The 19,035-nt window shown below is 38.4% G+C and carries 16 protein-coding genes; 11 read left to right on the top strand and 5 right to left on the bottom strand.

Annotation, left to right across the window (positions count from 1 at the left end; genetic code table 11):
* Nucleotides 1-9 precede the first annotated feature (9 nt).
* Nucleotides 10-2,391 carry a bifunctional serine/threonine-protein kinase/formylglycine-generating enzyme family protein gene (locus tag UABAM_RS19960; RefSeq protein ID WP_173013441.1) on the bottom strand — a complete coding sequence of 794 codons (2,382 nt, stop codon included), beginning with the start codon at nt 2,389-2,391 and terminating at the stop codon, nt 10-12.
* Nucleotides 2,392-2,625: 234 nt separating this feature from the next.
* On the opposite strand from UABAM_RS19960, the gene UABAM_RS19955 reads away from it, so the two are divergent.
* Together UABAM_RS19955 and UABAM_RS19950 are read left to right on the top strand one after the other, a co-directional pair.
* Complete coding sequence (locus UABAM_RS19955; protein WP_173013440.1) at nt 2,626-4,047, top strand: M14 family zinc carboxypeptidase; 1,422 nt, start codon at nt 2,626-2,628, stop codon at nt 4,045-4,047.
* Between the two features lie 62 nt (nt 4,048-4,109).
* Entirely contained in the window at nt 4,110-4,550 is a 441-nt protein-coding gene (locus tag UABAM_RS19950; protein WP_151969759.1) for a nuclear transport factor 2 family protein, read from the top strand.
* 9 nt (nt 4,551-4,559) lie between these two features.
* On the opposite strand, the gene UABAM_RS19945 is transcribed toward UABAM_RS19950, so the two are convergent.
* The gene (locus UABAM_RS19945) at nt 4,560-5,246 is read right to left on the bottom strand and encodes an endonuclease V (protein ID WP_151969758.1); all 687 of its coding nucleotides are present in this window, start codon (nt 5,244-5,246) and stop codon (nt 4,560-4,562) included.
* Nucleotides 5,247-5,424: 178 nt separating this feature from the next.
* Between UABAM_RS19945 and UABAM_RS19940 the strand changes: the two genes are divergently transcribed.
* A complete protein-coding gene (locus tag UABAM_RS19940) occupies nt 5,425-5,634 on the top strand; it encodes a coiled-coil domain-containing protein (RefSeq protein ID WP_151969757.1) in 210 nt (69 codons plus the stop codon).
* Between the two features lie 220 nt (nt 5,635-5,854).
* Entirely contained in the window at nt 5,855-8,821 is a 2,967-nt protein-coding gene (locus UABAM_RS19935) for a hypothetical protein (RefSeq protein WP_151969756.1), read from the top strand.
* On the opposite strand, the gene UABAM_RS19930 is transcribed toward UABAM_RS19935, so the two are convergent.
* Together UABAM_RS19930 and UABAM_RS19925 are read right to left on the bottom strand one after the other, a co-directional pair.
* Nucleotides 8,801-10,909 (bottom strand): rhomboid family protein, encoded by a 2,109-nt coding sequence (locus tag UABAM_RS19930; protein WP_151969755.1) that lies wholly within the window; start codon nt 10,907-10,909, stop codon nt 8,801-8,803. The two genes, UABAM_RS19935 and UABAM_RS19930, sit on opposite strands and share 21 nt — an antisense overlap.
* Nucleotides 10,910-10,919: 10 nt before the next feature.
* Nucleotides 10,920-11,423: a PH domain-containing protein gene (locus tag UABAM_RS19925; protein ID WP_151969754.1), complete on the bottom strand. Its 504-nt coding sequence runs from the start codon at nt 11,421-11,423 to the stop codon at nt 10,920-10,922.
* Between the two features lie 155 nt (nt 11,424-11,578).
* Here UABAM_RS19925 and UABAM_RS19920 point away from each other — a divergent pair, with 155 nt between their 5' ends.
* The 6 genes from UABAM_RS19920 to UABAM_RS19895 all read left to right on the top strand — a co-directional run bounded on the left by UABAM_RS19920 (nt 11,579) and on the right by UABAM_RS19895 (nt 16,784).
* Nucleotides 11,579-12,703, top strand: a complete 1,125-nt coding sequence (locus UABAM_RS19920; RefSeq protein ID WP_151969753.1) for a DUF3103 family protein — start codon at nt 11,579-11,581, stop codon at nt 12,701-12,703.
* A gap of 70 nt (nt 12,704-12,773) precedes the next feature.
* Nucleotides 12,774-13,283, top strand: coding sequence for a MotA/TolQ/ExbB proton channel family protein (locus UABAM_RS19915; RefSeq protein WP_151969752.1), 510 nt, complete (start codon nt 12,774-12,776; stop codon nt 13,281-13,283).
* Nucleotides 13,270-13,737 (top strand): biopolymer transporter ExbD, encoded by a 468-nt coding sequence (locus tag UABAM_RS19910; RefSeq protein WP_151969751.1) that lies wholly within the window; start codon nt 13,270-13,272, stop codon nt 13,735-13,737. The genes UABAM_RS19915 and UABAM_RS19910 overlap by 14 nt, the downstream gene beginning before the upstream one ends.
* Before the next feature lie 12 nt (nt 13,738-13,749).
* Nucleotides 13,750-14,226, top strand: coding sequence for an ExbD/TolR family protein (locus UABAM_RS19905; protein WP_151969750.1), 477 nt, complete (start codon nt 13,750-13,752; stop codon nt 14,224-14,226).
* Nucleotides 14,223-15,785: a right-handed parallel beta-helix repeat-containing protein gene (locus UABAM_RS19900; protein ID WP_151969749.1), complete on the top strand. Its 1,563-nt coding sequence runs from the start codon at nt 14,223-14,225 to the stop codon at nt 15,783-15,785. Before UABAM_RS19905 ends, UABAM_RS19900 begins: the two co-directional genes overlap by 4 nt.
* 12 nt (nt 15,786-15,797) lie before the next feature.
* A complete protein-coding gene (locus UABAM_RS19895) occupies nt 15,798-16,784 on the top strand; it encodes an NAD-dependent epimerase/dehydratase family protein (protein WP_151969748.1) in 987 nt (328 codons plus the stop codon).
* A gap of 99 nt (nt 16,785-16,883) precedes the next feature.
* Here UABAM_RS19895 and UABAM_RS19890 read toward each other — a convergent pair whose 3' ends face one another.
* Entirely contained in the window at nt 16,884-17,501 is a 618-nt protein-coding gene (locus UABAM_RS19890; protein WP_151969747.1) for a PEP-CTERM sorting domain-containing protein, read from the bottom strand.
* Between the two features lie 299 nt (nt 17,502-17,800).
* Between UABAM_RS19890 and UABAM_RS19885 the strand changes: the two genes are divergently transcribed.
* On the top strand, nt 17,801-19,030 hold the full coding sequence (locus UABAM_RS19885) for a HEAT repeat domain-containing protein (protein WP_151969746.1): 1,230 nt from the start codon (nt 17,801-17,803) through the stop codon (nt 19,028-19,030).
* Nucleotides 19,031-19,035: the final 5 nt, after the last annotated feature.

Genomic DNA, 19,035 nt, shown 5'->3' with positions numbered 1-19,035 from the left:
TTTTTTTCCTTATTGCGCAGATTTACAAAAACGAATACCGATAAACTCTGATTTTTGGTTAACTAGTCCGTGGTGGCGCCTTGTTGTACGGCAGCCTTTCGAGTGATTGTACCAACTCCCCCCACGTACAACATACTTCGTATGTGGTTTTTTGTGAGGTTTGGAGCTGTGATTATCACGATACAAGTCGGCACACCATTCCCAGACATTTCCCGATAAATTTACACAACCATAAGGAGATTTCCATCGGGAAAAAGCAAAAACAGGAGCGCCGCGTTTGTAGCCATCGAGATGTCTTTCACCCCATTTATTGTTCGAAACATAATTACAACGATATATTCCGTGTTCATTGGGAAGTTGATCCCCCCACGGATAAGCTCTCCGTGGACGAGGGTTTAGCATAAGTGGTATCGATGCCTTATCGGTTTTCCAGTCGGGAATGTAAAAACCACCTTTGGCCACTTTTTCCCATTCACGTTCCGAGGGAAGTCTTTTTTGTGCCCAACGTGCATATTTCTGTGCTTCTTGCCACGAAATGTTTACAATAGGGTGATCAGGAGAACTCCACTTTGGCTGTGGTGGACATTTTCGTTTTGTTGCCTTGCAAAAATTTCTGTACTGTTTTTGTGATACTTCATACTTATCGACATAGAAAGAATCAAGGTATACTTGCTGAACAGGCATTTCGTTTTCCTGATAGTTACTACCCAACCAAAATTTTCCTGCGGGAACAAAAGCCATCACACTTTGGTCCTTTTGCCAAATATATTCCCCACGTGTGCTAGCCTTAACCATACCTTTAGGCATACGCTCACCAAACCAACCACTTCTCTTACTATCTTTGTTTTTCTCCACAACAACGATTGCGCTATCTTTGATATTATAGGACGGACATGATACCGTTACGCGAAAAGTTCCTTCGTTTTGGCCTGCGGTGTAAACACCATTGTCAATACTTCCGTTGTCAACTGTCCACCTGATGGGTTTTGTTGTTTTCACAACATCATTGTTTTCGTCTGTCAGTTGATATGAAAATTTGTAGAGGCTTTGTGGAACCAATGTAATTTTTTTTGGTGTAATTTGTATGTGACGTACCTTCTTTACCGGTGGCGGGATCGTAAACGAAACTTGCTTTTGTCGCACGATATTTCCAATGATAAATCCAGCGCGAACCGTGTGGGAGCCGTAGGCAAAATTATGCAGTGAAACACAGTACTTATGATACTGCTGACCAATTTGTGCCTCTCCTAAATTCTGTGTAATTGGGTTTAGGTTACGCCCTTCGAAAACGATAGTAAATATTTTGGAAAGTTCTTTTTGCGACAGGTAGGTAACACTCCAGTAAATCTCTAAACACATCATGCTGTCTTTTGAAAAATTGTCTTTGTCTTGCTGTAAGCTATTTTGTATCTCGATTTTTTCAATGGAAAACTGTGTTTCCTTTTGCTGATTCTCCGGAGCTTTTAGCATTTTTTTTGCCAGAGTAAAACTGACAAAAAACAACACGAAAAACACAAGACCACTGACTGCCCATGTCGGCAAAGCGCTAAAAGTCTCTTTGCGTCGCGTAATTTTTGTATTACACACCGCAATAGCCTCCAACACTTGCTCTGCGGTCTGATAGCGCTCTTCTCTCTTTTTAGCGGTGAGCTTGACAACAATTTTTTCCATCTCTAACGGAATGTCACTATGTAACTTATTCATTTTTGGTAATGGAGAAGATATATGTTGTTGCAAGACTTGTAACGGCGTACGTCCGGGGTAGGGAATTTGACCTGTAAGCGCTTGATACAATGTAATGCCCAAGGAGTAAAAATCAGTGCGTGAATCGATTTTTTTCACTCCCATCGCTTGCTCAGGCGAAACATAAAAAACAGTACTAATGATTTTGTCTAACTGCGAGATGTCTGAAACAGAGTTGACAATTTTTGCCATCCCGAAATCCGTGATTTTAATTTTTTGATCTTTGGTAATGATGATATTTGTCGGTTTTATATCGCGGTGAACAATGCCTTGTTTGTGTGAATATACGAGCGCTTTTGCAATTCCTTTTGCAATCGAAAGCACATGACGTGAACTCAAACGTTTTTTTTCTTCGATGAGCGCATATAAACTTTTCCCCTCTATATACTCCATTATCATATAAAAGGTACTATGGCTTTCACCTCTTTCGTATATCTTGACAATATTGTCGTGTTGTAAAGTCTTCGCTTCGTCCAATAAATGTAATTTTTGTCTGAGAGAATGCGATAATCTCAAATCAAAAATCTTAATCGCAAAAATTTTTTTACTTTCGATATGCTCCGCTTGATAAACAGAACCAATTGTTCCTTTACCAATGAATTTTTTTACTTGATATTTTCCAAAAGTTTTGCCTAGCCAAACATCCATCGTGATTACTCTCGCAGCTATTATTATGAAATACCCAAAGTGCATAAGAATGAAAGCTTAGTGTATGAGAATTTAGCTTTTTTGACAAGTAATTTTTGTGGTAAAGATCCTAAACTTACTGAATTCTTGACAATTGTGTGAAAAAAAGTTACGCTAAAGTTTACGATTACTTAAAAAATAAGCTTGATGTGGGAGGTCTGTTCTCCTATATCTTATACTTTATGGGGAGTATATATGGGTAAAACTATACGTATTTTGCTCGCGACAATTTTTTTCGTTGCTGTCTCAGCAGAGCAATACTATCTGATCACAGTTAAAGTAGATAGTAACAACGTACAAAAAGTTCGCGAACATCTCGAAACTAAAGGTTTTGATATCTCTGGCTACAACAAAGAAACTAGTCGCTTAGAAATCATTACCAGCACCCCTAGATTTCTCGAAAAAGAATGTTCTATTTTGCAAAGTCGTGGCATGACTTTCGCGATAGATGAAATTATTAGCTCTGAGTCTTATAACAGTTACCACGCCAAGCGCGAACAAGCGGAAAGCTACTATGGCCCAGAAGAAACACTACAAGAATTACAACAACTAGAAAAAACATACCCTAAGTGGGCGAAAGTATTCAACCTAAATGAATGGTTAGGTTTGGGAAATACTGTCGAAGGACGCTCTTTGTATGCTCTTCAAGTGAGTAGCAATCCAGACTTGCTAGAAGATGAAGCGAAAATTGTCATCATCGGACAACACCACGCTCGCGAACTAATGACGCATCACGCCGTTTTAGACTCGGCAAAAGACTACTTACAACGCGCCCAACAAGGTGAAGCCAAGCTACTGTCCGCCATAGAGAATAGTGCGGTGTGGTTTGTTCCGGTTGTGAATCCTGACGGACTCGCATATGTTTTCAGCAATGAAAGAATGTGGAGAAAAAACCGTACACGCAACAACGACGGTTCTCACGGCGTTGATATCAACCGTAACTATTCGTTCAAGTGGGGAGCATGTGGTAGTAACTCGAGTAGCGGTAGTAGCCAAGTATTTAAAGGACCATCTGCACAATCAGAAATAGAAACAAAAGTAATGGACCGTTTAAATGCGAAACTACAAGCACAGTATATTATCTCTTACCACAGTTCGGGCGATGAGGTCTTATATCCATACCGCTGTGGATTCATGGCCGAAGCAAATGTATACAATGATGTAAGAGATCGCCTCGCGCGTCACATTGGTTTTGGCAAGCGCTTTGCTTCTTCTTCGGGAGAAGATTTTGAACACCACTACGGAATGTATGGATCTATCTCCTTTCTACTCGAAATAGGTAGTTCTTTTCAACCTTCGTTTTCTACATATCGCAACCGAGTATGGCCAAACGTACAAAAAGTTCTTCCCTTTATGCTGGACGAACTGGCTAAGCCTCACGTGCATATAAAAGTGATGGACAAAAACACAGGAAAACCTCTTGCCGCCTCTTTAAATATGGCAGAAATTAATTTTAAAGAGCAAGAACAAAGAACAGCTGACGAACATGGAAGTTATCGTTGGCGTTTGGTTCCTGGCAAATATAATTTGACCATCAAGATGGCGAAATACAAAGAACAAAAAATAATCATCCAAGCTGGACAGAAGTCTAATTACTTTGTCGAATTGGAAAAATAGATTCACACAAATAGAGCGTGTTAGTTCGACACGCTCTATTCATCAAGGAGTTGGAATTACATATGCGAAAAATTTTTACCGTGTTGCTATTCGCAATTTTTATATGCTCTTGTAACACACAATCAACAAAAATAAGTAGTGACATCGAACCATTTCTAAACAAATACTTCACATCATGGTCAAATAATAACATAAAAGATTACCGTTCTTGTTTTCATAAAGATGCCATCATCATCTACATTAAAAACGGTACGGTACAAAATAAACAAGACCTACAAACATTCATCAAAGGCCAAAGCGCTTATCTCGCAAAAACAAAAAATGTTCGCGAGTCAATGACTTCTTTTACCGCAAAAGAAGATAGCAAGAGTGCCGCGATTGTTGCGAAGTGGGCTTTTGAGGAACAAGGTAAAATTTCAGGAACAGGCGTTGATCATTTTTTACTCATACGCGACAAAAAAAAGCAGTGGAAGATAGTCTCACTTGTTTGGTACAAAGACTAAAAGTTTCTTCTAATTCATCTCTTTCTTGCGCAATTTTGCACACAGATGGTGAGAATGAAAAACGGGTAATGGCAGGCGGTTATTGCGAGAAGTAAGTTCAAACATAATTTCTTTTGCTGTTTCTAAATCACATAAATTTCCAACAGATACATAAACAGGCGGAGCTTTTTTTTGCGTACGTAGTGCTAGGCCCATTATTTCTCCTTCTTTGTTCATCACCTCTGTACTTTCACCGCGTTCCTCACCAAGTTCTTCGTGCTTGCCAACAAAAAAAGTTTTGGCACAGCCAATTGTTGGACGCTGAAAACAAAGCCCCATATGACAAGCAAGACCAAAGCCACGCGGATGTATCTGGCCGTTTCCATCAATAATAATAAGATCTGGTTCGCTGCGTAGTTTCTTAAAAAGTTCTATAAGGCAAGGAGCTTCGCGCAAAGCAAGTAAACCACTTTTATAGGGAAATTTTGTATGGCCACTCCATGTCACTTCTTCGATAATTTCTTTGGTCTCGCGATTAATAACAACCGCAGAAGCATACGCCTCATTTGTACGACCCACATAAGAAACATCCGTTCCTGCGATAATTTTAATCTCGCGTTGTGGAGAAGAGACCTCCACTTGCGCGGCGTATTTTTTCTGCATTTCAAACGCAATATTTTCGTCGTAGGGTATATCTAACACCTTAGGTATATTCATAAAAATTCCTTTATTACAAAAAGCTATAAAATTATTATTCACTTAAGAGAAAAAAAAACTTATAATTCTGAATATAGATAGAGTATTTTAGCGTTTCTCTAGTAAAAACAATATAAAAATAGTTGTCCCTTACAAAATAATATACGGGTATAACAAATATCAAGTAAAGGATTCTCAAATGAAATATATACTTTTTACAACGTGCTTATTACTTTGTATCTCCTGTACAGTCGATGTGAAACCCACTGTTACAAGACAAGACTTAAATACAACGATTGAAGTACTGCGTAAAACGCAAGCAAAAGTAGATGACCTAACCAAAAGAGTAGATGAATTAGAGAAATCAAATGCTGACTTGACTTCAAAAGTCAATTCACTCCAACATTAGGCAAAACTTGTATCAGCAAATCACCGAAGTTCCTAGCGCACTGCCGACTAGGAACCATCACAGTTTGCAAAAAAAGATTGAAGTAAAGCCCTTAGAAAAAATAAAAAATATTGCTATTTGTAAGTAACTTCTTTTATACTTTTGATAGAAGAAATTAGACAAATGAATATAAGTAATTTAGGGATAAATCTCAATAAAGAAGAAAGTTAAGGTTCTACTTATGAAAGCCCTCAGATGGATTATTATACTAGTACATGGTTTAGATGTTGATGGTGCTCAGGAAATTGGTTTTATAGGAAAACTCATCGAGGATAAAAACCCTGATATAAATTTTGAAGATTTATCTTACATTTCCTACTATGAACTCAACAATCAAGACAATATTTTTAATGTCGAAGTGGTTTCAGGGATTTTAACAACCACAATCCCAGCACCGGTTAACGCTGTTGAAAACGAAGAAAACGCATTGACTTTCATTGAAGATTACTACGGTTTGTTATTGGAAAATAAGGAATATGAAATTGGATTTGACCCCTTCGTAGAAGGAGAAGTTAGTGGCTTTTTATTTTACTTATCTCCTTATGAACCGAGCGTAACAACACGTAACATGGTACAAAAAGTAAAGGGTAGTAACAAAACCAAACTTCCTCCTATCGAGAGAAAACCCGCAGAAATCACAAGTCGTATTCCTACAGAAGATCCGGGGCAAAAACATGAGTGGAACTCCTTTGTTGAGGATATTGGGATAGAGCCACAAGCGCCAACAAATGACACTCCGAGTAATGAAGCGAACGAGTGGTCAACAACAGAACCAAAAACCGAACAACATAGTGAATGGAACTCTTTTGTTCAAGACGTCGCTCCCAATGCAAATGAAGTGGAACAACCGACAACTGCTCCACCACAAAATACTGCTCCGCAAAATGACCAGCACAGCGAGTGGAACTCTTTTGTCCAAGATGTTGCTCCCAATGCAAATGAAGTGGAACAACCGACAACTGCTCCACCACAAAATACTGCTCCGCAAAATGACCAGCATAGCGAGTGGAACTCTTTTGTCCAAGATGTTGCTCCCAATGCAAATGAAGTGGAACAACCGACAACTGCTCCACCACAAAATACTGCTCCGCAAAATGACCAGCACAGCGAGTGGAACTCTTTTGTCCAAGATGTTGCTCCCAATGCAAATGAAGTGGAACAACCGACAACTGCTCCACCACAAAATACTGCTCCGCAAAATGACCAGCACAGCGAGTGGGATTCTTTTGTCCAAGATGTCGCTCCTCAAACATCTCCTACTCCACAACAAGAAAAAAATCACGAAGAGTGGGACTCTTTTGTTCAAGGAGTTACGGAAAACGAAACTCCGCAACGAACTGTTTCCGATTCTTACGCACCTCCGGTAGAAGAGAACGAGAGTCAAGAGGAAGAAGAACCGCAACGTACTGTTTACAAAAATCCCCCAACGAGAAGATTGCAAATACCTAATTTACCTACGGCAACAGACTCTGAAAAACCGAAAAACAAAGAAGATTGGGATGAATTTTTGGGCGCTTTATCGGGCGATCAGCAACAACAGCAAGATCAACAACAAGAATCCGCACAAATGCAAAAGCCAATGCGAACAGAGCAACGAGTTTTTCCTGGTAATATACAAAGAACCCAACAACGTCCAGCAGGTTTTTCACCAAACAAACCGCCGGAGAAAAAACAGTCGCTTTCACCAACCCCGGTACCATTTTCGACAAAAGATAAAAATACCAGCACAACAAAAATATATACTGGTAACGCCGATCAACGTAGAACATCGCATCTAAAAGTACCACCAATTCCCAAAGTGAAAATGCAAAAACCAACGAAAAACGTAGATGTGATGTTTGATGATGAACCCGCACAAAAGAAAAAGCAAATTCCGCGACCTAAGAAAAAATCATTTTTTCGCAAAATGGTCACCTTCGTCATGTTTATTGTTGTTCTTGCAGGAGGAACATTCGCGTATTTGTGGTTCCAGCAACCGGTGATTGCTCAAGACATTATTAAACAGTCGCAAAAATATATTGAAATAGCATATGCCAAAATACAAGAGCTTAGAGGCGCTGACAAACCAATCCCCAAACAACAACAAGTTGCTTTATCGCAATTGCAAACACAAATAAAAAGTCAGCCAAATAAACATTACGAGAACATGAACAAAATCATAGACTTCACTAAGAAGTTCGGCAACACACCAGAATTACAAAAAATAAAAGGCGCACAGATTAAAAAAATTACTCAGCATCTAACGAGTAAAGTAAACGAACTAAAAAGTATTAGCCATTACAAACAAACTCAAAAACTCTTGAACAAATACAAAACCCTGCAAGGTTTAGAGGGTATATGTAAGAATCTCAACAAAACTTTGATGACTTATGCGCAAAACACCACGCGTCAGCTGATACAAATATCTCAAAATCGCGCCCAAAAAGGCGAATTTGAAAAGGCCTTGTCGTCGTTAGAAGATAAGCACGACAATCTGCTACCGGAAATGTCGACAAAGTTAAATAAATCAAAGCCACAGATGCTATCACTTTTTCTTAAAAAGCACATTGAACAACAAACTTTTGAAGAGGGAATAAAGTCTCTAAAGAACTTTTTGAGAAAAAAGGTAAAGCACAAAGAAATAAAAACAGAAATTTACCTCCTACGCTTAATACACGCAGAAGCAATGACATATACCGCTAAAGACTATCAGAAGGCACTTAAAGTCATTAGTAAGTACAAGAAAATTTCGCCTTATGTAGACAAAAATGTTGCGGCACTACGCAAAGATATTCCTCTACATGCCCAAGGCCAAGATATATTGTTAAACGGATTGCGTTATGCCAGTAAGAAGAAAACATACGCCCTTTCTGTAAGAAAAAAGGGTAAAACTTACAAACTGAAAGGACGTATTGGTTATTCGAGAGGATTGGTGGTTCTAAAATCAAATAAGAGAGTTAGAAAATTTCCGATGCATGAACTAACATTAGAATCCCTAAAGCAGATATTTGATGAGGGTATTCGCGTAACGACTCCTCAGGATAAACGTTATTACGAAATAGGTTTGTATTTACTGCACCACAAACAATTCACCGAAGCACAAAAGGCGTTTAAAGCTTGTGGTCGCAATGCAGTAGGAATTACAAAATCAGAATTTTATCGATTCTAGTATTTTCAAAACCATAGGTTGGTACTTTTCGTATGCGTCGGCGACAAAAATAAAAGAAAAAAAGTAACCTTTGTCCCCATGTATACAAAAGTACCAATCTTCTTGTAAGCGCACCGTAGAGCGTTTAATTCTTTCATCATAAGAAAGTCTGTATACCCGCCAACTTTTCTGCTGCGTGATATTTAACGCACCAACATTTTTTATCTTAACGTTTTTTAATCTTTGCGTCTGTAACATCTTTGTCGTTAAAACCACACTGAGTTGCTTATCCGGGCATACTGTCAAATGCAAAAATGCCTGTGGGTACTTCAAACGGTTACTAACAGAATAACGATCGAAATATTTATACTCGTGTACAGCGCCTTTTTTCTGTTCAATGTATGATTTCCAACTAAAAGGTATATCAAGCTGTAGATTTTCTACCTTAGTTGTCACAAGTTGTACATTATAGGGATATGTGGCAAAGTTTTGCATTACCGACAAATAAGTCAATAATAAAATCAATGTAATAAATGCCACGCAAATCTTTTGCAACGCTTCCCCAATACGCCAAATGCGATCCATCACAAACCCAATGGCAAAACCTGCTCCAATTCCGGCAAAATGTGCGGCATTGTCGATAAAATCAAAAAAGAAACTCATGCCGATCATGGCAAATATCATAAAGAGAAAGGAAAAGATATAGTGGTTGCGAACAGCAGAATTCATCTCTCCGCAGAACAAAAAGTAATATGTGTTGAGTCCAAGAAGACCGCAAACCGCCCCTGAAGCGCCCACAGAAATAGAAACAGTGCTATGTGTAAAGAAACTCACAATCGATGCAAAAATACCGGTGGCAAAATAGATAATGAGTAAATTTTTCCAACCATACAGTCCTTCAACAAGCTTACCAAATAAATACAGACCAAACATATTGAGGATGATGTGTAAGTATCCGAAATGCAAAAATAACGATGAAACAAATCGCCAATATTCCCCTTGATGCTCTACAAATAAAAAGTCATTACTTCCTAAGTTTGTCAAAACCAAAATATCAGTGCTACCACCTAAGAATTCGCTTAATACAAACATCACGGCGTTGGCAATAATAATTCCCCAAGTAAAAATAGGTGTTATATTTACTACCTCAAAGGGTTCTTCTATTCGCTTTTCCACATAAACTTTAGGTCTCTCCATGTTGCTTTCTAGTTGCAACATAACCTCATGCGATGGTGGTGTCAAATTTCTTGTGACATTCAATCTTTCTATGTGTAGTTTAATCTTAGCAGTGGCGCGTTTATCGCATTTTTCTAATGCAGCATACAGGTATTCTCGCGCCTTATCAGAGTTGCCTTTGATACGGTGAAATACTCCTTTAACGTATAGGGATCTCCATTCACAAAGAGCATTTTCCCAACGATTGATTTGCTCGAAATTTCCTAAATAGGCATAAAAAATACATCGTGCTTCATGTAAATCCTCGCGATTAATTTCGACTTCGCGCTCAAGTTCGGCTAAAAACTCTGCCGCTTTTTCCAATTGATCTTCTTCCGCATATACCTCTATTATATGTCGCAAAGAAACATGAGAGTTTGCTAAATTTTCCTCAAAAGTGGCGATCGCTTCCTTAAAGTCACCTTTGTAACTGAGTGCTAAAAAGATACATGTATGCAACACCGAATGGAACTGCTGCGGAATTACGCCAAACAATTTTCTAGCAAAAGTCATACTCTCATTTAATTTACCTTTGTGCAACAAGTGTAGAGTTTTAAAAACGTCGCGTTCATGCTTATGGATCGGGGCAAAGGTAATAAAATAGCGTAGTAAACTGTAGAAATAGATCTTATTGGAGAATTTTTTATTGGTGCTGTGATAGATCATTTTTGTCAACATTCCAGGAACCACAGCAAGCACAATAAAAATAACGCCATTTGCTATCGTCAAATAAAAATTGTATTTGTATTGGTAAACCAAAGGAACCAAACTTGAAATTGTTGCCGCGACAACAAGCAAAAGATAAGTACGATAAGATTTTATATTTGTGACTAAATAAAATAGTAAGTAGAAATAATTGAGCAAAAATATTGTATTAACAAATTCGAAATTCACTGTAGGCTTTCTAAGTATTCATAAATGGCAGTCGTTTTTTGGCCAAGGCAGTTTGTACCTTTACAATATGTTCTTTTATATCTTCAGGATTTAAAATTCCGTATGCTACGCATGCAGGCTTCTGATCTTTTGTATGTATTTCAATAGACCCCACTCCAAGTGCTTTTTCTTTGTTTGATTGCAAAACGCGCATTTCCGTGATCTCTACAATATCCACTTTGGAGATGTCGCGAAACACAATCCCTTTACGCACCGTGAGCATATTTTCATTGATAACACATGAGTTGGATAATATCCACCACATTCGCAGACAAAAGTGCATTGCCCAAAAGACGAGCCCTGCAATTGTCACACACATAAAAATAAAAAATTTCGCATAGTAAAAGTATGCGGCAAAACCGCCAAGCACTACTCCCGTAAGAAAGAAAGTCCAGTAGTAGCGCCAGCTTTCTCTGCGTATGATCATTCTACGAGTATTTTCCCATATATTATCTTGATTTAATTCTTGATCCATAAGCCTCTCCCTTCTGGAGAAAATTTTTTAGATAATTGCCCACCCTAATAAAATAACAATTTTTATTGATAAATTTAACCAAAAAAAATAGAATAGAAAACGTATAAACTGAAATTTATATTTCCTACGCAAAACTTAATGGAAAAGGGGAGAATATGAGATTTTTTCTGATACTCTTAGTTTTTGTTTTGGCAATTTCTTCTGTATCCGCAGATATCGAAACGCTAAATGCTGATGTAAACTTAAATGATATGTCAGAACAAAAAAGAGTTATTGCACAACAATTTGCACAGCAACTCAACAAAGCTGCTTTTTGTGCTTTTTTAGAAAGTCGTCTTTCAGGTCATGATAGCGCGCACTCATTGGTATCTTTACTCAACGATTATGCCGATGTTTTTGGTGACAGTCGTTGTGGAAATTTGGGAGAAGGATGTGCTAACTTCGATCGTAACATCCGCCGTGTAAAGGGTATTGAAAACCGTTTACAAGAAATACTACAAGTTCGTTTACACGCTACAAACTCTAGAGCTTCTGAAAGCATTGATTTTTCAAAAGTATTAGTAGCTTACGAACCTAAGGGACAAGAAACAGAGTGGAAACACATCGAAGCTTTTGATTGTGATGGCACAGCTCATCAACTTTCTGTAAAAGAAGCACCTTCACGTCCAGTTTTGATTGTTGAACTAAATTCAAAAGCCGACATGCGCGCTGGACTTAGTTTGTTAAACGACGAACTACGCAAAGCTGGTTTACAACCACAAAAGCGTACACAAAATCGCGCAGGCCTAGAAACAGGCAAATTGGACTATATTCGCGTAAATGATGATAAAGAGCCTTGGATTCTCGGTGATGCAGAAATGTATTTACTTGTCAATGGTATTGACACCGAAGCACAAAAGGCAAGCATTATTTCTCAAGAAATGCCTTACCTAGACAAAGATGACAAAGATTATTTTCCAAACCAAGTAATCGTTGTTTGGGGAAATTATCGTTACCGCGCATGTAACATCAATGTATTCGAACACGATGACAACACCAACTACAAAGACATAGCTCTAAAACTCATCGATGTTGTTGGGCAAATCTCCACAGAGTACAAAGCTCTATTTGATTTAGCCTCAGAAATCATCAAAGCAATGCCTTCCAATTGGTTTTCTAACGACGATGACTATGTAGATGTTTTTTATACAATGGAAAACAAAGAGTATAAAAACTACCAAGGTGCATCGCGCAATGCAAAGATCACATTAAGACCATACATCATTCCTGAAGTTAAGTAATTAAACTAGTTGCATGATCAAATGGCGAGTACATAGGTACTCGCCATTTGCATTTTAGGAAAGAAACGCCATGCTATCGGAATACTTAAAAAATCAAGCTTTTCAACAATCCTTAGAATTTTTTCAAAACCGACTCACGCTTCTAGACTTTATCATCATAGGTCTTGGATGTTTTATTCTCCTGTACCAAAGCTGGAAACGCTTTACCACATTTAGCAACTCTTTTTACAACAAAGCACAACAAGACCCCCTTTTTATTACGCGCGAACAACTAAAAATCCGCTATATTTCCACCTTAATAGAAATGCTTCCCATGATGGGAATCATGGGAACTGTTTGGGGTTTAATGGGGGCGTTATACGTGATCTCGTCTCAAGATATGCCCACAGTAAAAGACATCGCAACCCATATTGCTCCCGCACTATCGACAACATTATTTGGATTATTTTTTGCGGTCGTCAATTTGTTTATGTTCAACTTTTTACAGACTTACTATCTTGAACTCATCGCGTGGTGCCAAGCCAATGATCCAAAACTTTCTGTCTTAAAAGAAAAAGAAGATACCGATGAAGAAGCCTGATATTGGAAAGCGCATCCTACCTCTATTAGACATAGTTTTTATTTTACTCGCTTTTTTCATCGTTCTCCCACCAGGTGTTAAGTCCAATGAGATGGTACGCATCAGCATGCTAGAGAAACAAAAAAACGAATTAGAACAAGAACTAGAATACTTCCGTTGGAAACACGGAACCAACAAAGCGCTGTCCAACAAAATCCACCGCATCTTGAATTTGACATTCAAAAATAACAAAATTCTTATAAGTAAAGATGAAATTCCTCTATCCGATGAAGATTGGGAACAAATACTAGACAAAAAAATCGAACTTGCGGAAGCCACATTTATCATATTTAGAGTAGAAAAAGACGATGAAGGTTTTACAACCCTCACCAAATCTATTGACGACTTCAAAAATTTTCTTCAACAAAAAAGTATTGTATACATAGAAGAAGATAGTGGCGATGATGATTGGTAGAAAGGAAACAACATGTCCAAAAAGAAAAAGAAAAAATTTCTAACAAAAAAGAAAATGGCAGCGGGCGCAATCGTTGCTACGCTAATATATTTCGCTCCACGAGGAGGAGATTTTTTAAAATTCTTACCGGTGGTAACGAGTGATTCTATGCAGGAAACCCAAGAAAATCCCCAAGAAGAAAAAGACAAACAGCAACAGGATAAATCTACGCAAAACGAAAATAAGCAGCCGCAACCACAGCAAATCGAAGAAATTAATTTGCGAATGCGCTTTGTAAACGGAGAGCTATACGTGGGTAATTGGCCATGCCCTGATAAAAATGCGTTGGAAAAAACCATAAAAAAACTTTTAACAAAATACAATGATAAAGAAGTGCGTATCAAATACTATCGTGATGGCAATGACCCTTACAAGGCAAGTTATGCAGCGCAAAAACTACTCAAAAAAGCCGGATTCCACGTTACGATTCACAAGGGAGATGCTGAATGAGCAATCGCATTCCGATGCCGATGACAACTGCATCATTCAAGTTGTTTTTTTCGACATTGACATTTATCATTTTCATTAATTTTGTTTACTTTTCATGGTACTCACCGTCCGCTAAAATACCAGATGATGCGAAGGGAAAAACCATTATCGTTGTCAATGCCGATGACAACCTAAATCACAAAATCAAAAAAGCGCCACAAAATAGTATTCTGCTCATAAGACCTTCCAAACGTGAAGAAAATATCCTTATGGAAAATAAATCGCAGATTACTTTAAAAGCCGAAGGCCAAGTGTTTATTTGGGCCAATAAGGGAACGGCAATTACCATAAAAGGCTGTAAGAACTGTAAGATTGAAAATATAAATTTTTCGGGACAAGATGAAAATCAACCACTTTTTATCGTTTCACATTCCAATGAGATTACGTTTCGCAACAACGACATAAAAAGTGCAGCAACATCTATACATGTTCAAACCAAAAGCTCAGGTGTTTATATTGAAGAGAATGATATAAAAACTAAGAAAAGCGCTATTTATGCAGAGGAAAGCAAAAATGTTTATATAAAAAATAATACACTGCTAAGCGGTAGCGAACAATACGACATTATTCACTTTAAAGACATCGAACAATTTTTACTTGAAAAAAACAAAATAAGCGGCAGTAAGGGAATTGTACTACGTCATGCCGACGCCCGCGAAAAATCCGCAATTTTTCGCAATGAAATCAAAACAGATCTGCAGGCATTAGAAATGTATAGCTGTCGCGACATACTACTCACAGCAAACAATATCGAAAGTTACAAAAAAGATGCTGTATTTTTTAAAGACTGTAGCAATATAAAATTTGGGCGTTCTAAAGTAGTAAAAAACAAAGTAAAAACGCAAAACGGTTGCTGTTTAATGATGGCCAATGGTCAAGATATCGAGGTGTTCTACAATAGTTTTACGAATCGTAGTCGCCAAAGGTCTGCTGTCGAAATTGAGTCAGGTAAGTCCATTTTACTCCGCGGTAACGAAATCAGTGGTCATGCAATTGTCGAAGAAGGTAAGGGCAAGGTAACAGAATGTCAAGGAGGCGGCGTCTACATAAAAGATTCCGAAAACACTACCTGTAAAGAAAACACCATACGCTTTAGCGAGAAAGGCTTTTTTGTTGATATTTGTCCAAGTGTTGTATTAGAAGGCAACAATATCGTTGACAATCAGGGACGTGGAATCGAAGCGGAAAACTCCACTATTGAGATTAACAAAAACTCCATAAAGCAAAACACTGTAGGGATTTGGGTGAACAAAAGTAAAGGACTTATCTCGCAAAATACCATTACCTATAACAAGGGCTACGGTTTGTATCTCGATGATTCTTCCCCAAAAATCGTCGGTAACAGCATCATTAGCAATGAAGAAGATGGATTGTACTGCAATACAAGAAGCGTTCCTACACAAGTTTCACAAAATAAATTTATTCGTAACAAAGGTTTCGGGATAAAATCGGAAAAAAAATTGCAATACGATGACTCCAACATTTTTGAAGGAAATCAAAAAGGTAACTCTTACTATTAGAAAGATAAAAACATGGCAAAAATTTTAGCTCTCGGTGGCGCAGGTTTTATTGGCTCGTACATTGTACGTAAACTTTTGGAAAATGAACATCAAGTTACCGTTGTCGACAATTTTTCTAAATACGGTTACATCGAACACGATTTCTATCAAAATCCTAATTTTTCATTGTGCAATAAAGACGTGCGCAATATGTATCCTCAAGAGTTTAGAGGTTATGATTACGTATTTTGTCTAGCCGCTCTCATCGGCGGCATTAAATATTTCCACCGCATTCCGTACCAAATTGCCCGTGACAACACGGAAATTCTTTCTCAAGCCATCGATAACACTCTTGCAGCATGCCCCGAAGCAACATTTGTATATTTTTCTTCCTCCATGGTCTTCGAACGCGTAGATCACCCCGTAAGCGAAGAACATGCACTGCAACAACAAATTCCGATTACCAACTACGGTATGCAAAAACTATTCGGGGAATTTTTAACAACAGGAGCGCATCGCGAGTATGATTTGCGCTACCTAATCGTGCGTCCATTTAATGCCGTAGGTAGCGGCGAACTTCCCGATGTTTCTGGCGATGGCGAAGCTAAATTCGGAATGGCGCATGTCATACCCGATTTTATTTACAAAGCAATGCTCAAGCAAACACCTTTTGAAATATTTGGCGAAGGCGACCAAGTACGAACATTTACTCACGCAAAAGACATCGCCAATGCTGTCGCAAAAATGATTGATAAGAAAGTCGTAAACCGCGATTTTAACCTGTGTGGCGAAAATACATTCACGATGCTAGAGTTGGCAAAACGCATCTGGGCGCATGTGAATCCTGAGACCGCATTTCCAGAGTTAAAACATATCCCGGCCCCTCCCTCTGACGTAAAATTTCGCGTAGGGATCGCAAAGAGAGCTATGCAAGAACTAGATTGGCAACCACAGTGTGATATAGACTACATTATCAAAGATTCAACAGACTACATCCGGAAGAATTGTCCGGTATCGTAGCATATCCATTCATATCAAACAGGCGGACTAGCTCTGCCTGTTACGACAATACCAAGATACTCTTTCGTGGTTTAATTCGCTATTCATTGAGGAATGTTGTTATTGAGGCGTGACACGTCTAATTTTTCTTGAAAAGAAACCAATAGCCGCTAGTAGCGTTAGTAGTATAAAAGTGGAAGGCTCAGGAACGGCATTTCCCGTAACAATAAATTCACGTATTTCAATTTGCCGCGACGCCTCATTACCAGTAATTCTAAATTCGATGTTTGTAACTCCCGCAATGCTTTGTCCAACAAATACGTCATCGATATCGTTAATGTTGCCATCATTGAGATTGTCGACAGAAAACGATTGTATTAATCCTTCGCTTCCATTTAGCAAGATATCCATAGAAACAACTTCTTGTGAAGCGGAGCTACCAAAATCATGTGCCATTTGGAAAGAATTGATTTCAAACGGAGTGATCAGGTCGATGGTAATACCAATAAAATCGGCGTCACTAAGATCTGTCGGCCCCTGAAACAAAACGCGACCATTCCCTGGATTGGCAGAAATACCGTCAAACAAAGCACTCACAGGTAAATTACCATTGTCTGTCCATCCGACAGGGAGCCTAGTAACAACAGCTGATCCTCCCACCAAATCTGTATTGGTAATCACCTCACTATACACAAAAGCAATATTTAGTATAGTAAAAAAAATAATAACAAATCTCATGTATTCCCCTTCCACTAAGCTGCTAATAAGTCATTACATTTTCTAACTATTTTATCTATTGTTATTATGTAACACAACGATAATTTTTGGTGAATCTATGGTATTGTTTCCCATCATTTGCATCTGGTACTTTATGGAGCATAATTTATTATATATCTATAGAATATTTTTTACGTGAAAAAATCACACGTTTTTCGCACACCACAATTTATTGCAATCACTAAAAGTGTTTGTTAGTATATTCACTCTACGGAATATACTATTTTGAGTAGAATATTTTATTTTTTAGAAAGAAATTTATGAAGCACATATTTTTGATAACCTTAGTCATTTGCGTATGTTTTGCGCAAGAGATCACTTTTCCGCAAATAAAATTTACCCCTTCTGAAAAACGCATCAACACCCAATCTTTTGGTTTTAAACTTGCGTTTACTGTATCGATGAATGGCCGACGTATGGGACAAAAACGCCAGGAGTACAGACAAATATCCACGAAGGAAGAATTGATCCTTGCAACAGACAAAAACTACGTCACGAAAGTCAAGGCGAAATACCGCAATGCACAAGTAACAGGAACAAATGGTCGTTTACAGCGTATGCCTATATCAGGAAAAGAATATCTGATCACGGCACAAAATGGTAATGTAGACGCCACATATCCAAATGGTCGTAAACCGTATTTACCACAAGAAATACAATTGGTTGGTATGGACTACCACACTTTGGGAAAAGACAACGCTTTTTCAAATATTTTCGCCGGTAACACTTTCGCTGCAGGAAAAGTCTTAGAAATACCGACACCTGCTGTAAAAGCTTTATTGGGAGAGAATTTGAGCGTCAAAAGTATGACATGTACCGTAAAAGAAACGCGTGTTGTAAATGATAAGCCGTGCCTTATCCTCGACGCCACAGCGGATATATCGATCCCCATGGGTAAATTCGTCATGGACTGCAAGTTATCAGGAGAGATGGCGGTACGTCTGGACACTTCAGAAGTTATTTCTTCGACATTGTTGGGTCCCATAACCTTAGATTCTCAAGTAGCCACACCACAAGGTAATGCACACGTAAAAGGACAGGGAACGGCTGGTATCTCCATAGGCATTACTTTTGATGGACTTCTCGGATGTATCGACGCGATGCAAAACAACCCAAAAGCAGACCATGTAAGCTTGTCGTTAAAAGTACAACGTCTTGTAAAGCACAAAGACAGTAAACTTTTGCCAAAAGATGCCTACGCAAAGATTTTTTTGCAACACGCTAAGTCAGAAAATCCTCGCGTGCGCGCATTCATTGCAAGATCAATAAACTCTGTAGAGCATCAACCGGAATTTGTAGAAATCATCACCCAGTACCTTCAAGACGAAGAAAAAGAAATCGCCAAAGGTGCGGCTTATTCATGCTCGCGCAGCAAAGACTTACTACAACCTCAAGTAAAAGAAATATTGCGTAAACTATATGAAGAAGAAGAGAAGCAAGCGAAACCAGATCGCACCTTCCTAAATTGGTTAGGACGTTGCCTAAAATAGTGTCC

This window comes from Candidatus Uabimicrobium amorphum (genome assembly GCF_009002475.1).
In the GTDB taxonomy this organism is placed as follows: domain Bacteria; phylum Planctomycetota; class Uabimicrobiia; order Uabimicrobiales; family Uabimicrobiaceae; genus Uabimicrobium; species Uabimicrobium amorphum.
Note: the sequence above shows the minus strand (reverse complement) of the source record. Positions and strands in the feature narration are given on the sequence as shown.

What these genes read in the sequence shown, in the direction of transcription:
- UABAM_RS19945 (WP_151969758.1), bottom strand. Translation starts at nt 5,246, where the DNA reads ATGAATATACCTAAGGTGTTAGATATACCCTACGACGAAAATATTGCG.
- UABAM_RS19895 (WP_151969748.1), top strand. Translation starts at nt 15,798, where the DNA reads ATGGCAAAAATTTTAGCTCTCGGTGGCGCAGGTTTTATTGGCTCGTAC.
- UABAM_RS19925 (WP_151969754.1), bottom strand. Translation starts at nt 11,423, where the DNA reads ATGGATCAAGAATTAAATCAAGATAATATATGGGAAAATACTCGTAGA.
- UABAM_RS19885 (WP_151969746.1), top strand. Translation starts at nt 17,801, where the DNA reads ATGAAGCACATATTTTTGATAACCTTAGTCATTTGCGTATGTTTTGCG.
- UABAM_RS19890 (WP_151969747.1), bottom strand. Translation starts at nt 17,501, where the DNA reads ATGAGATTTGTTATTATTTTTTTTACTATACTAAATATTGCTTTTGTG.
- UABAM_RS19935 (WP_151969756.1), top strand. Translation starts at nt 5,855, where the DNA reads ATGAAAGCCCTCAGATGGATTATTATACTAGTACATGGTTTAGATGTT.
- UABAM_RS19960 (WP_173013441.1), bottom strand. Translation starts at nt 2,391, where the DNA reads ATGGATGTTTGGCTAGGCAAAACTTTTGGAAAATATCAAGTAAAAAAA.
- UABAM_RS19915 (WP_151969752.1), top strand. Translation starts at nt 12,774, where the DNA reads ATGCTATCGGAATACTTAAAAAATCAAGCTTTTCAACAATCCTTAGAA.
- UABAM_RS19920 (WP_151969753.1), top strand. Translation starts at nt 11,579, where the DNA reads ATGAGATTTTTTCTGATACTCTTAGTTTTTGTTTTGGCAATTTCTTCT.
- UABAM_RS19940 (WP_151969757.1), top strand. Translation starts at nt 5,425, where the DNA reads ATGAAATATATACTTTTTACAACGTGCTTATTACTTTGTATCTCCTGT.
- UABAM_RS19950 (WP_151969759.1), top strand. Translation starts at nt 4,110, where the DNA reads ATGCGAAAAATTTTTACCGTGTTGCTATTCGCAATTTTTATATGCTCT.
- UABAM_RS19905 (WP_151969750.1), top strand. Translation starts at nt 13,750, where the DNA reads ATGTCCAAAAAGAAAAAGAAAAAATTTCTAACAAAAAAGAAAATGGCA.
- UABAM_RS19900 (WP_151969749.1), top strand. Translation starts at nt 14,223, where the DNA reads ATGAGCAATCGCATTCCGATGCCGATGACAACTGCATCATTCAAGTTG.
- UABAM_RS19910 (WP_151969751.1), top strand. Translation starts at nt 13,270, where the DNA reads ATGAAGAAGCCTGATATTGGAAAGCGCATCCTACCTCTATTAGACATA.
- UABAM_RS19955 (WP_173013440.1), top strand. Translation starts at nt 2,626, where the DNA reads ATGGGTAAAACTATACGTATTTTGCTCGCGACAATTTTTTTCGTTGCT.